Here is a 14759-nt window from a genome sequence, read left to right as displayed (position 1 = left end):
CAGGTATCAGATCTCATTGAATACGGTCGAGTTACGCCGAAAAGAGCGTGATCTTGCACGTTTACGCAAGGAAAATGGTGTCATTTCCGGCTTGGAGGTGCGTCAGGCCGAAGTCGAGTACCAGAGCACCAGAGTCACACTGCCGGATCTGGATTTTGAACGACAGGCGAAAGGGAATCAGCTTCGCATATTACTCGGCGAGTTTAGCTATCCATTGGTGGTCAAATCGCCAGCGGAAATTCAGTCTAACGGCAATCTATTTCCACCCACCTTCGCCGTCGGCGTGCCGTCACAGATGTTATCTCAGCGTCCGGATGTCAAACTGGCTGAACAGGCCTTGATCGCGGCCAATGCCGACGTGGGCCTAGCTAAAACGGCTTTCTTCCCTTCGTTTACCATCACTGGGACCTATGGCAGGGAAAGCGACAACTTGAGTAGTATATTCGACAGTGAGGGACTCACCTGGTCTCTGCTGGGTGGGATCACGGCGCCAATTTTCAATGCCGGCAGCATAGCAGCCCGCTACGATATTGCTCAAGAGGAGGCCAGGCAGGCATTACTGACTTATCGTGGCACTGTGCTAGCCGCGTATTTTGATGTTAACGATGCCATGAACAGCTTCAGACGTTCAGAGCTCGCCATCGAGGCGCAGCAAGAGTTAGTTGCCGCATCGACTGAATATAACCGTCTTGCCATGCTCAGGTATCGTAACGGGGTCGCTAGCTCCTTGGATCTTATGGATGCACAGCGGAGTCTGTTTAGCGCCCAGCTCAGCTTGAGTCTGGTCAAACGTGACCGGCTGATATCCATGATCACCTTATACCGGGCACTCGGTGGCGGCGTGTTAAGTCAGAAAAATATGAGCCAAGACGAAGGGGATTCGGTGCAAGATCCCTCTGGCTAACATGAGCCAATTTTTTGGGCAAATACAGATATTCACGGAGTGGTAGATGGCCTTTATACCTAGACCAAGATGTAAACGTAAATTGAGTTCAATCAGGGTTTTCACCACGGCTTGGTTAATTGCCTTGATTGTCATCGGGGCATTGTCGAGTGTCACGTCTCAAGCGTTGGATTCTAGAATACAAGAAGCCAATCACGCAGCGCCATCGACTCTTCCCCAAGGTGTGAAACTCAGCTTCAATCGATATCAGGCGGGGTTGGTCTGTCGAGAAAATGGGTGGGAGTTTTGTGCAAAATGGGCCTATCCAAGGGGACTATTGGCGTAGTTTATGGCGACATTTCTTGTCGCCGTGAAAAAATTTTTCAGGTGAAAATGTTATATATTTTCAACGTTATATGGATGATGCAAACTACCGACTATTTCAGCTAGCCCTACACCTGATAAAATATATTGCCAATATAGGAGTTTGCCTACTTACTCTTACTCCTACCCATATCCCCTAGTCATCACTTGAATGTTCCAATTGAATAATTGTTATTGTTACTGTGTGGGTGCAGCCTGTTAATGTGGTCAATAAAGTATGAAGCACTGAGCATTACATGTTAAAAATGTATAAACCCTGTGCAAACAGCTTTGTTAGACGACTCGTTATAAGGTTTTTATATGCATATACATTGACTTGGCTTGTAGGCATTTCAGTTCGATATTCGGATCCAACTTGCCAATGTCCCGAGTATCAAGAATGTTTTACACTCATATGTTATTGAATTTAACAATTAATGAATGTTTGTAAGTTCGGGGTGAAGTATGCTTGATGAACACGTTACAGGACTATATTTTGTTGGCAAACTCCATTGTATGTGGATCATGTACACAGAAATGCACCCAGAACGGATTGATGGCATCAATCAAGATGAATACTCGGACCTTTTAAATAATATCAGCAAAACCAATGGAACACGATATGAACTCTACAGCTTACTGCGACACAAGCGATAAAGACAGTCATGTGTTCTCTATCTTTTTAAGAAATGCTCGACAACATCATGACCTTTCTCAGGAGCAATTCTGTCTGTATTTAAGGGAACAAAGCAGTCTCTTTTATAATTTAGATACGATCACAGTGAGTCGTTGGGAGAGGGAGATCAACATTCCTTCATTAGCAAAACAGGCCGAAATTGTAGAATTGTTCGGTGAAGAGTTGTTTGACCTGTATGGCAATGACCAGCAATTTATCACAGAAAGCTTGAATTTAATCGATTATCCCGCTGATTTAAAAGCAAATCGCTCTGCCCACCCCTACTATTGTGATCAAGAGTACAGCGTCGAACAGATCAGCGTCGATCACCACAACTACCGTTTTTTTATGAATATGATTTTACAATATGAAGGCAACCCCTGCATAGAAGACTGTCTGGACAATATCGGCGCCGACTTGTCGCAACCCTTGCGAATCCAGGTAGCCTATGCCTCCGGCAAGCAGGTCGTTGGTCATTGCCTATATACGTATACCAGTTCTCATGAGTTGCTCAAATTACTCAATTGCGAGTCTGGATTACAGCAAGTGTTACGAACGCGTTCAAAGGATGCCGACGATTGTATGCTTATTTTGTCTTCATTTGGGGCGAGCACCCAGATAGAAAACACCATGATGTCAGTCTGTTTAAATAAGTTTGCCTTCAGCAAGAAGCTCAAATATCTGTGTTTTAGTCTCCGCAATGACCGCTTGATTAAAAAGTTGACAATAGTGAAACTGACCTTATTCAAGAAGAGGTCCTGCCCGAGCTATGATGCCCATGTAACCATAAGCTCATTCTTAATCAGTCGCTCGGAGGTGATGGCTAACCGCTTCTTACTCAAACTGGCGGTGATCTCCAGCTCAAGGCTGAAAACATTACTCAAAACCATAGCGAACAGAGAGCAGAGTCTATGATGCGAATATTAATTGTTGATGATCAGCGCTTCCTTCGTGAATCAATAAAGGCCGATTTCAGTCGCTGTTTAGGCATAGAGTGTGTATTTCTTGAGGCTGAAAGTGGCTATGAAGCCATCTCGATCATCGGACATCAGGCGGGTATTAGCTCATCGAGGCTGGATCTCATCGTAATCGATCTCAAGATGGAGGATGGTGATGGCCTGGCGGTGATCGACTACATAGCGACCAATGTCGATAGCATGGAGATCCCTCTCGCCATCATTAGCTCTTCGGAGCAACGCACCCTAGAGCTGATCGTCAAGATCATTCAAAGGTATAAATTAAATCTAGTGGGTGTCTATCAAAAACCTGTCGACGTGGCGTTGTTATTACAACAGCTGCGCGCGCTCGATGACTCGGTTAAGCCAGACTCTGAGTACACGGCGGATGCATTGCCGGTAGATCAATTAGTCAAATTAATCAACGATGAACATCTTATCTTGTGCTACCAGCCCAAAATAGATATAGCCAGCAATGAGCTAGTGGGCTTCGAGGTGCTTGCCAGGCTCTGTCAAAATGGAGATGGCTTCATCTATCCGGATAAATTTATTCCGCCAGTCATGCAACTTGGTTTAGGCACTGTGTTGGCGAAACTCGTGCTACAGCAGGCAATAACCCATTGGCAATTGTCGCCGCAACTCAAAGGCTATGCATTATCGGTCAATATCACGGTGGAAGACTTGATAGACCCGGACTTTATTGAATTCGTGATCAGTAAGAAGCTCTGCATACCCGGCACAAAATTGATCCTCGAGCTCACAGAGTCCCATGACACTCTCCAACAGGACAGGGTGTTAGCCTCCATTGCCAAGTTAATTATCAATGATATTAGCATCTCTCTCGATGATTTTGGCAAGAGCTACTCTACCTTCGACAGGCTAGATAGCATTCCTTTCGATGAGATAAAGATAGATAAAAGTTTTGTCAGTGATCTCGACAGCAATAATCAACATCTTGCCATCGTGAAGTCGACCATAGCCCTGGCCAACACACTCAAGATCAAGGTGGTGGCTGAGGGCGTGGAAACCTTGACCGTCCTCAACAGGCTGAAGCATCTTGGTTGCAACCTGGCCCAAGGTTATTATTTCAGCCCGCCGATAGAGGGACGTTATGTGAGCTCTTGGGTCGAAGACTACCTCGCGGGAGGCTTGAGTGTCGTCTCTCATTAATGGTGCGCAGATCCGTTATCATATGCGGCTTTTTTTTCAACGTCAGCAGACAAGGAGCCGCAGCAAGTTATATGGCCTCTTACTCGAGGAGGTCGAGGGGTTATTACTGGCAACGCATCAGCTCCCCCTAGAGCTTGGTAAACTCAGGCACAGGCTCAGGGGCCTGTGTTGTTATCTGAATATAGAACAGCTGGTTATTGTCAACCAAACGCAAAATTTGGTTGAGCTACGGCTCACGCTGCAAGCGTTACACGATAATATTCTGGCTATAGCCGATGAAATATAAGCATTACTCTACGTTCTGCCTGGTGCTCGGACTGATGGTTACCCTGACACTGACCTGGCTACACTGGAGTCGAACTCTGCATGGTTTTCACATGGTCAATGAAAGGAGGCACGATGTGGCGTCTATCATGACCCATGAGTCTGTGTTACAACATGCACTCATGTTGAAGTCGATTCAATCCTTCTTCAAAGCCTCAGAACGGGTTACCCAGGAGGAGTTCACTCGTTTCACCAGAGATTTATTCGAGATAAAATCAGGCATAGCCTTTACCTTGGATGATAAGCACAATCTGGGTTATATCTCGGCCCCAAATTTTGCCAAACAAACAGCAGAGGGTACATTCTTCGAAAATCGCGATGGCGGGCCGGACTTCGAGTTGGCCAACTACCTCACCCACACCGTTGCCATCGATTCCTCAGCGATGGCTTATTTGGTTTATCTGGTCCCCCCCGTGACTATCTTGGAATCATTAAATAACTTCGATACATATTGCATCGAGTTGACCGTGCGCAAGCAGGTATTCAACAACCGCTATTGTGAAGAAAATACACCTAGCCTGCTGCAATCCCTGTTTGTCAATCAAAGCCTACTGGATAAGTTGAAATCACCCGTTAGAGACACTGTCTATACCTTGAGCACCTGGTCTTTGGTTTCGTCGGCGGACATTGGCGCGTTTTTTTTCGCCATCTTGCTGCGCTTAACCATAGGTGTCGGATGTTCGGTGTTAATGTACTTCAAGGTAGAGCAAAGTTTGTCCTTGTACAACATGAGAATCGAGATCGAGTCCAAGATGGCGGTGTTATCGACCATCAATCATGAGATCAGGACGCCGATCAATGCGGTCCTGGGCTACAGTAAAATGCTCAAGGAGAGAAGCTGTTGTTCACGGGGAGAGGCGACCATCGACAAGATAATTTGGTCGGCAAACCTACTCCATAGTGTTGCGGAAAATAGCCTAAATTTCAGTAAGGCAAGCATTAAAGAGCTTAGTCTCAACCAGCAGACGACAAATTTAAGGCAAGTGATAGACGATATAACAGACTACTACGCGGCCTTTAGCCGGACCCACGACAGAGAATTACATGTGGTGCTTAACCAGACTCTGCCCGAATGTATCTCTATCGACAGTACTAAGTTATTCCAGGTGATCACCAATATCATCAATAACGCGTTCAAGTACAGCTCCGGTGATCATGTCGACTGTCATGTGAGGGTAAAGCACCATGGCAGTACACGATTCGTTCGAGTCGGTGTTCGCGACTTCGGTGAAGGCATGACAAAAGCCTCCATAGCGGCCATCGCTCGGCCCTTTGCCACCCGGCTCCACAATTCGACCACTAAGCAATCGGGTTTAGGTATTGGCCTCTATATCTGTAAGAAAATGCTCGAAAGCGTGGGCGGCTCAATTCGCATCCGCAGTAGAACAAATCAAGGCACCTTGGTTATTATCCGGTTTCCTTATCAGATCATAGAATCGACTGAGGACCCAATTGAAGAGCTAGCGTCAATTAAAACATCCTCCAGCACTGGACCTATCTGGCTGGGGGATAATGGGACTCAGGTTGCGGATACTCAAGTTATGGATAATGGGGTTATAAATACTCGTGTTCAAGATAGTGGGCTCAATTTCAACAAGCGGTTAAATAAACACAGGAGTAGAAGCATTTTATTGGTCGATGATAACCTGTTTAATTTAGAGGTGGCCAAGGCCAGCCTGGAGCAATATGGTTTCAGTGTATCTTGCGAGAATAACGCTCAATCGTCCCTAGAATACTGTAGTCAGGTTACACCCGAGATAGTGCTGATGGATTATAGGCTCGAAGATACCAATGGGTTAGCCCTCATCGACGACTTGATCGCACAACAAGCCTTGTCGGCAGCGACAGCCAAGCCATCGACACATTACTTCATCTTGTCGGCTAATGATAAGCTGGAAATCCCTCAATATGCGCAATATCAGCACGTTAGCTTTCTGCAGAAACCACTGAATGTGGGGCGCCTACTTAAAGAGTTGGATAGACGCTACCCAGACACTAGGACGACGGGAATGAGTTAGCCTTGTTTAAATGATGACCAAGCTGTTAGCCGTTGTAAACGATAGAGGCTAGCTATTGCAATAACCACTGGCATATTGCAGCACTGGCGTCGCGCCTACTTTGAGGCTAACGATGCCATGAACTCTTCAGTCGTTCAGCACTCACCATCCAGGCTCAACAAGAACAGGGACTGAATCGACTGAATATAACCGGACGCATCCCCAAGGTGTTGGACTCCGCTCAATTGATATCCGGCGGGGGGGCCTGTCGATGAAATAGTTGCGATTGCTGTGCAAAATGGACACATCCAAGGGGCCTGTTGGCTTAGTTTTTGCCGACTCTGCAATCTATTGTTTAATAATCCTGTATTTTTAGTCGTTATTTCATATCATCATCTGGAGTCCAAAATAGAATATCTTTGCGCTACGTTAAGGTGGTAAATAAATGCCCAAATGGTAAGCTGAAGGAGTGTTGAGAAACTCTTGTGATTGTTAACTGGTCGATGCGATAGTTAACAAATGAATCAGTCTTGTTATATGGTGTACTCGACTCATCATCAAAGTACACCATAGACTCGTTATCAAGAAAACTCTCAATCGACACGCTATTGCACAAAAATAACTGATATTAGGATATAACGAGAGGATTTTAGCTGTTAGGTAAGATGTGTAAAAACCCTTTAAAAACAGGGGTGTTTATCTATTTTTTATATATCGTATTAATGATGCATATACTTTTAATTGGCTTGTAGGCATTTCAATTTTAAATTAGCAACCAACTTGCCAATGTCCTGTGTATCTAGAATGTTCTAAACTCATATTTTATTAATTTAACAATTAAGGATGATTGAAAACCTGGGAGAAAATATGGTTGATGAGCAGGTAACAGGACTATATGTTATCGGAAAACTCCATCGTATGTGGATAATTTACACAGAAATGCATCCAGAACGGATTGATGACATCAATAAAGATGAATACTTGGATCTGTTAAAAAATATAAGTACAACCAATGGAACACGATATGAACTCTACAGCTTACTGCTACACAAGCGATAAAGACAGTCATGTGTTCTCTATCTTTTTAAGAAATACTCGACAGCATAATGACCTTTCTCAAGAGCAATTTTGTCTGCATTTAAGGGAGAACAGCAGTCTCTTTTATAATCTGGATACGATCACGGTGAGCCGCTGGGAGAGGGGGGTAAACATACCTTCGCTTGCCAAGCAGGCTGAAATTGTTGAACTGTATAATCATGAATTAGTCGACATATACGGCAAAGACAATGAGTTTCTTAATGAGTGTACTAAGCTATTGGCGCTACCGATCAACAAGCGTAAATCGTGTCATCTTTATTATCGTAGTGATGCGTATCTCATCGAAGAGATAGACAATGAGCACCCTTGTTTTCACTTGATTTTAGGGATGATTCTCCAATATGAGGGCAACCCTTGTCTGAACCTCGACGAGATAGATAGCCAGAGAGAGCAACTCGCTAAGCTTAAAATCAATGTGGCGACCGCCTTTGGCGGCCAGATAATCGGCCATTGTCTCTTTATGGAGACAAGGAATCATATGATCCTCGAGTTGTTAAATTTCAAGATTAATCTACAGGATATTGTGCATCAGGGTGCTCAGGGCCAAGATAATGCGGTCTTAGTCCTGTCCTCTGCGGGGGCTACAACCCAGGTAGAGAACAGCTTGATGTCTATCTATATGTACTTTTTTGCCAGTCAGAAGCATCTTACATACCTGAGTTTCAGTACCTGTGATGACAGCTTCGTTAAAAAGCTAAATGGGGCTAAATTATCGCCTTTTAAAGTTAAATCAGTGTCTAAAGGGAAAAACAAGGTTGACATCACTTCATTTCTGGTCAGTCGTTCTGAAGTGATGGCAAATCGGTTCTTGTTGAAGTTAGCAGTCATCTCTCCTTCGAATCTAAACCAGATAATCGATGTAGGCGTTAAAGGAAAACAAGCAAGATGAATATTCTGATAGTGGATGACCAACGTTTTATTCGAGAATCGATAAAAGTTGATTTCGAGACCTTGGTCAATGAGCATCCCATACAATTTTTCGAGGCGGATAGTGGTAATCAAGCGATAGACTTGCTCAAAAATAGCCCTCTGCCCGCTGCAGAGCAATTTGATCTGGTGATTGCGGATCTTAAGATGGATAACGGCGATGGCCTGTCCATCATCAATCATATGGCCACATGCAGTGACTGCCACGGACTCCCGTTGGCTGTGGTGAGCAGCTCAGATTTTAGAACCTTAGAGCTGATCAGTCATATTACCGAAAACTTTAACCTGAACCTAGTCGGCGTATTTCAAAAGCCAGTGGATATCGGTCACTTGTTTTCCTTACTTACAGCCCTTAAATACAAGGCTCGTAAACAGGAACCTGAATTCGTCTCGGCCATAGATAAAGTCACTAGTAAGGACATTGGGGCCTTACTCAATCAAGATAACCTGATCCTCTGTTATCAACCCAAGGTCGATATCGGCAGTCGCTCGATAGTGGGTTTCGAGGCGCTCTCAAGGTTATGTATCCAGGGCGATGGTTTTCTCTATCCCGACCGCTTCATTCCTTTGATCAACGAGGCTGGATTGAATTGCCAGTTCTCACAGCTAGTGTTAGATCAGGCGATGACTCAATGGGAGTTATGCCCAAATTTGCAACAATACTCTCTCTCGATTAATATCAGTGCAGAAGATCTGCTTTGTGAAACCTTTATTAATTATGTGATAAAAAAGAAACATGAGCAGCCCAATATTCATCTTATATTGGAGTTAACGGAGTCCCAAAAAACCATAGATCAAGATCTGCTACTGAGATCCATTGCTAAGTTGATCATCAACGATATCACCATCTCGTTAGATGATTTCGGTAAAAGTTACTCAACCTTCGACCGTCTCGATAATATTCCATTCGATGAAATTAAGATCGACAAAGATTTCATCTCAGATTTGGACATAAATGCCAAACATTTGGCCATCGTCGAGTCGACAATTGCCTTAGCCAAGAAGCTAAGAGTGAAAGTAGTTGCCGAAGGAGTAGAAACATTGAGTGTGTTGAATTTATTGAGAGGTTTAGGCTGTGAAATAGCCCAAGGCTACTATTTTAGTCCACCGATAGAAGGCCGTTATGTGACGGCTTGGGTAGAAAGTTACAGTCAATAATAGGGAGAGGCTATGGATAGCGGTGATCATTTTATTCATCATAAAATACTCGCATTTTTCAACCAGCAGCATGAAGACAAGAGGCTGTATCTGCTTGGTGTACTCAGCGAAGAGTTAGACCATTTATTTGTTCAGGCTCGGCGGTTAGATGCCTCAGAGCTGACACAGATCTCATCTGTAGCCCACCAGCTAAAGGGGATTTGTAGTTATTTAATGCTTCAAAATGAGGCTTTTATTTACGATGTCCAGAGTAAACCTGAGCTGATGTTTGCTATTTTAATCCTTCAGAATGAAATTAAGGTCGTTAAGTGTGAAATCTAGGTTTTCGGCTATGGTCTGTATCATCATAGGTTTGTTGATCACCATATTGGTCAACTTCACTATAGTGTACTACTCCTATAAAGAATACGAAGATGACTTTCAACGTAAATCCGAGCTGGTGTTCGCCTCGGTTCACGACATGTTGTTGCAACATAAGATCATGATTGGCGCATTAATCTCCTTGTTTAACACCTCCTTGTCGGTTAACAAGCAAGATTTTACCGTCTTCTCCCACAAACTGTTGAAGATAAACTCAGCCGTTGCATTTACCCTAGACGATAATGTCCAGATTAAATACCTGTCTGATGACAAGTTTACGCTCAGTACATTAGCCGGCAAGATGGAGATCGACCCATACGGGCAGCCGGAATACGTGATGCAAGGCTTCACCAGCATCACGGTGAAGATCGATGTACCCAATATGCCGTTTCTGGTGTACGCAATCCCACATGCTATTGTGCAAAATAGGTTAGACATACACCTAGAAATCTGTGCCCGACTGACCTTAATGGACACTCAATTTAACAATGAATATTGTCAGGATGACGCCAATACTGGCATCGCCTCCTTATTTAAGTTTCAAGGGAGCTATGCGAGAGAGTCCCCAGAGTACAATAAAAAATTCAGAATCTTAGCCTGGTCAATCGCTCCGCCTAGGTCAATATACCAATTGCTTCTGCTGGTGTTATTCACCACAGTCATGGGGGGAAGCCTAACCCTACTCATGTGCCATAAGATCCGCAGTCATTTACGATTGACCCTGATGACTATAGAGACCCAGGCTAAACTCGCCCTGCTGTCGACCATAAACCATGAGATCCGTACGCCTATCAATGCAGTCTTAGGCTACAGTCAAATGCTAAAAGATAATGACAGCGGCTCCATGTCGACCCAAGACACCTTAGATAAAATCATCTGGTCGGCCAATCTGCTCAACAGCGTCGCAGAGAATACGCTTAATTTTGCTAAAGCCGAGGTCGGCAAGCTAACTTTAGACTATAGGGATGTTAATCTTGCTCGTGAAATCAATAACATACTTGACTATTATCGCGCCTTCGGTCAAATTCAAGATAAGCATCTAATCGTCAATATGGCAGAAAATGTGGCGGGAAACATAAGCCTAGACAGCACTAAGTTTTTCCAACTCACCACCAACTTTATCAATAACGCCTTTAAGTACAGCGGCGGCAATGAAATCCTACTCGATGTCAGCCTAAAGTCTGTGGCGGGTCAGGACTTTGTGCGCGTGGCCGTGAAAGACTCAGGTAAGGGCATGTCCCGTCAGGCGTTGAGAGCCATAAAGCATCCCTTCACTACCGATCCTACTGGACATGCTAACAGCCAGTCAGGGATCGGCATAGGCCTCTATACCTGCAACAAAGTGTTAGAACAAATCGGCGGCAGCCTCTGCATTCGCAGTCAGAACAACAGAGGCACACTCGTCTTGTTTCGTTTCCCATATCGCCGCGCCTCTTCCGAGTTAACCTCTTATCAGTGCGCCGCCCCTGAGATTCGATATCCAAGCCAGCAAGAGAGTGCAGCGACTCAGCCAGTAAAGGTTCCCGTTCGAGACCGCACTCAGGCGAGCTCATCAGGTTTGTCTCTATTATTGGTCGATGATAATAGATTCAACTTGGAGGTTTGCGGCAGCATACTCGAGTCTGGAGGCTTCAAGGTGAATACATTTCAAGACGAAGATCAGGTGCTCGATGCCTTCAAGGCATCCGAGCCAGACATTGTCGTCATGGATTACAGGCTAGCTAAAATAGATGGTATCAGTTTAATTGGGCAGATGCAGCAGCATCAAACACGCAAGGTTCACTACTTTATCTTATCGGCTAATGACAGGAGTGAGATGCCTAATGCCGATGCTTACCCCGACATTAGCTTCCTGCGAAAACCGCTGTATTTAGAGGTGTTTATGGAGTTGCTGGATCTAAAACTCAAGCTGGTATAATTAATACATTAGGCGATCAGAAAAAGCCCAGCTAAGGTATGCTGGGCTTTGTTTTATCGGCTTGTCATTAAACGGATAATTTAAGTAAACTCATCGAACGCTATCTGGCTGCTGTTAACGCCTCTTGATGTTAATAACTCTATGGTCGAGCTCATCATGGCCGATGGGCCACACAGATAAAACTCGGCCTTATCTAATGACGATGTAAATTCTGTGCTCAGGTCCTCTGCCAGATGCTCCTGTACATATCCTCTCGCCCCATCCCAGTTATTTCCCTCGGTCGATGTGACCCGTGACAGCACAGGAATGTAGCTGAAGTTAGGGAAGGTGGCCGCAAGTTGCATGAAAGCGTCTCGGTAAATAAGATCCGCCTGAGTACGGGCGCCGAAATAGAAATGTATTGGCCGTGAGCTGTTAAATTTTATCAGCTGCTCCTCTATCAAGGCTTTGAGCGGCGCCATACCTGAGCCTGCACCTATTAGCACCATAGGCAAAGTTGAAGCTGTTTTATCAGAGTCTATAGCGAAGAATTCCTCAAATGGACCCACAGCTTCTATGGTTTTTCCTGGCGCTAGATTACAGATGTAGCTCGAGCCAATACCGGGTTTAACCTCCTGGTTTGGCGACGTCTGAATCTTCACGGTAAACACCAGCTCATCGGTCTGACCATCGCCATTAGCCAGGGAGTAGTTACGGCTGCAGGCTAAGTGCTCGTAGTCCATGTGTAACACTTCTTGCCAATGGTGCAGTAATTCTGCGGGTAAATCGACGGGAATAGAGCTAGATTGAGCCGCCGGGATGAAGAAGCGCATAAAGGCGCCGGCCTTAAATTCAAGCCGTTCACCGCTGACAGATTTAAAGCGCAGCTCCTTAATATATGGGCTGATAAACTCACTGCTTATCAAGCGCAATTCATGGCTCGCCGCCTTAGTCACATCGACCAAGGTCAATTGCTTAAGCTCGTCGCTGTTATGCTGACAGGCTAAACGGTAACCCGCCTGCAACTCTTGCTCGCTCAACTGACTCTTATCCGCCGAGGTCATCTTAACCTTAGACTCCACTTTTATCTTACATCGGCCACATGTCCCGCCCCCGCCACACGTCGAGGGTAGGGCGATATCATGATTGATCAGGCTATCGAGTAGATTTTCATGACTGGACATGGCCAGCTTGCCCAAGCTCTTCGAGTGTTTGTCGTAAATTTTTATTTTCTTGGTTTTAGCGAAACGGCCGCCAAATAGAGATGCCAAGGTATATTGGCCATTGAAGCCTAACTCTATGGTCCAGATAAGGCCGGTAAAGGCGAAAAACAGGGTGAAAACGGCGAAAACGATAATTTGAACATTGTTAAAGCTGCGTTCCTCGGCATAATCCATGAAATGCAGCATGAAGGCGATATCGACGATGCGTTTATCATCGTTGGTGTGCGCCGCGAGCCTGCCAGAGCCCGCATCGAGATAGACCCGAGTGTTTATCTCGTCGTCAAAATCGATACGCCAGAGAATATTTTTCTCTTTTAGCCTGTCATCAAAGGGTGGCCCTCGTTTAACGGCACTGACTATTTTTCCAGGCCCCTTATATGACGCGATCGCCAGTGATTTTGCCATGGTCTCATCGACAAACGCTTGTTTACCCGTTAACGCATCGACCAAGGTGTAGTCATTGTTAAAGTATGAATAGAGTGCTTTATCATGGGTGAGCAAATAGTAAGGTTTAGCCAATAATGATATTTGCGACAGTGTGACTGAGCCTTTGAAAGTGTGTAATACCTGTTTTGGCTCCACAAGTTGAGTCAAATCAGCACTGGGTTCGGTGACGCGTACCCGATACTGATTGCCCGAGGCTCCTAGGGGGTCCATAAGATTAAAATACAAGCCTGTACCGAGCCAAATAAGTAGCTGCAAACCAACCAGAAGCGATAACCATTTATGGATTTTCTTAATCAATAGCATTAGCTGGCCTCCTGATTTACAGAGGTCTTGCTTGAGTCAGAACGCTTATCTGAGCCATCGCCGTCATCGGAGTCAACCGAGTCCCCCTCATCCGAGCCTGACTTAAAGACTCTGAAGTAAGTTAAAATAAGACCCAAAATAGCAGCCGTTAGAGAAAACAGTAAAAACCAGAATAACAACCAGTTGCCGGGGTCTTCATCTTCATAATCCATCACATGCAGGCTGAACATAAGATCGAAGGTGCGCCAGAACTCATGACGCTTACTCACTAGCTTGCCTGTCTCGGCCGAGACATAAATAGAGGGACTGCCAAAGTCATCGAAATTTATCCGCCATGCGGGTAACACCCGGCGGCTGAGCTCGAAAGGGGGGTCTTGGGTGATTAACTCAACTTCTGCGACCTCACCGTCACCAGTGTAATAGTGTTGAGCGGCTTTGACTGCCATTGTTTGGTTAAGCGGAGACAATACTTGCCCCGTATGAGCATCGATTAGAAAATCTTGTTCGCCTTGCTTGAAGCGGTACACCTCTTTGTCGAGAAATACGCCCATTTCCAGACGTTTGGCGTCGGGATAAGCCTGGATCAGCTTGGCTAAGGGATATTCTATGTTATCTTGTTTGATCTTAGTCTGATGATTTTCCACCAAGCTGTCGCCGTGAATATAATCAATATCGAAGATCACCATATAGGCCCCAGAAACGGACCAGATCACAAACTGCACACCCACAAATAGCATCAGCCATCTATGGTATTTACGACTTATTTTCAATAAGTTCATTGTTGTTTTCCCTTGTAGACTTTACCGCACCAGTCATAGCCAGTGCCTTTGTTATTATAATATCCAAACTAGCGATTGAGCGAGTAACCCGCACCTAAAAGATGCAGCCAACAATGTAAACTAAATGCCTGCTACGCGCGCAATAAAAATGTAACAGAGTGAATAGATTGAGTATGATTTATTCGATACTCGTCTCAA

General features: G+C 45.0%; 12 protein-coding genes. 10 read left to right on the top strand and 2 right to left on the bottom strand.

Going from position 1 to position 14759, the window contains the following annotated elements; all coding sequences use genetic code 11:
- The 10 genes from HRU42_RS18280 to HRU42_RS18235 all read left to right on the top strand — a co-directional run.
- Positions 1-904, top strand: a 904-nt coding sequence (locus HRU42_RS18280) for a TolC family protein (RefSeq protein WP_295033186.1), incomplete at its 5' end; no start/stop codon positions are given.
- A gap of 46 nt (positions 905-950) precedes the next feature.
- On the top strand, positions 951-1229 hold the full coding sequence (locus HRU42_RS18275) for a hypothetical protein (protein WP_295033185.1): 279 nt from the start codon (positions 951-953) through the stop codon (positions 1227-1229).
- A gap of 639 nt (positions 1230-1868) precedes the next feature.
- Complete coding sequence (locus HRU42_RS18270; protein WP_295033183.1) at positions 1869-2837, top strand: helix-turn-helix transcriptional regulator; 969 nt, start codon at positions 1869-1871, stop codon at positions 2835-2837.
- Complete coding sequence (locus HRU42_RS18265; protein ID WP_295033181.1) at positions 2834-4048, top strand: EAL domain-containing protein; 1215 nt, start codon at positions 2834-2836, stop codon at positions 4046-4048. The genes HRU42_RS18270 and HRU42_RS18265 overlap by 4 nt, the downstream gene beginning before the upstream one ends.
- Entirely contained in the window at positions 4032-4334 is a 303-nt protein-coding gene (locus tag HRU42_RS18260; RefSeq protein WP_295033179.1) for a hypothetical protein, read from the top strand. The genes HRU42_RS18265 and HRU42_RS18260 overlap by 17 nt, the downstream gene beginning before the upstream one ends.
- Positions 4324-6390: an ATP-binding protein gene (locus tag HRU42_RS18255; RefSeq protein WP_295033177.1), complete on the top strand. Its 2067-nt coding sequence runs from the start codon at positions 4324-4326 to the stop codon at positions 6388-6390. The genes HRU42_RS18260 and HRU42_RS18255 overlap by 11 nt, the downstream gene beginning before the upstream one ends.
- A gap of 1003 nt (positions 6391-7393) precedes the next feature.
- Entirely contained in the window at positions 7394-8356 is a 963-nt protein-coding gene (locus HRU42_RS18250; protein ID WP_295033175.1) for a helix-turn-helix transcriptional regulator, read from the top strand.
- Positions 8353-9552: an EAL domain-containing response regulator gene (locus HRU42_RS18245; RefSeq protein ID WP_295033173.1), complete on the top strand. Its 1200-nt coding sequence runs from the start codon at positions 8353-8355 to the stop codon at positions 9550-9552. Before HRU42_RS18250 ends, HRU42_RS18245 begins: the two co-directional genes overlap by 4 nt.
- 12 nt (positions 9553-9564) lie before the next feature.
- Positions 9565-9873, top strand: a complete 309-nt coding sequence (locus HRU42_RS18240) for a hypothetical protein (RefSeq protein WP_295033171.1) — start codon at positions 9565-9567, stop codon at positions 9871-9873.
- Complete coding sequence (locus HRU42_RS18235) at positions 9863-11830, top strand: ATP-binding protein (RefSeq protein ID WP_295033170.1); 1968 nt, start codon at positions 9863-9865, stop codon at positions 11828-11830. Before HRU42_RS18240 ends, HRU42_RS18235 begins: the two co-directional genes overlap by 11 nt.
- 80 nt (positions 11831-11910) lie before the next feature.
- On the opposite strand, the gene HRU42_RS18230 is transcribed toward HRU42_RS18235, so the two are convergent.
- Complete coding sequence (locus HRU42_RS18230) at positions 11911-13782, bottom strand: 2Fe-2S iron-sulfur cluster-binding protein (protein ID WP_295033168.1); 1872 nt, start codon at positions 13780-13782, stop codon at positions 11911-11913.
- A complete protein-coding gene (locus HRU42_RS18225; protein ID WP_295033166.1) occupies positions 13782-14561 on the bottom strand; it encodes a PepSY domain-containing protein in 780 nt (259 codons plus the stop codon). Before HRU42_RS18225 ends, HRU42_RS18230 begins: the two co-directional genes overlap by 1 nt.
- Between the last annotated feature and the right edge of the window lie 198 nt (positions 14562-14759).

The organism is Shewanella sp. (genome assembly GCF_013214165.1).
Taxonomy (GTDB): domain Bacteria; phylum Pseudomonadota; class Gammaproteobacteria; order Enterobacterales; family Shewanellaceae; genus Shewanella.
Note: the sequence above shows the minus strand (reverse complement) of the source record. Positions and strands in the feature narration are given on the sequence as shown.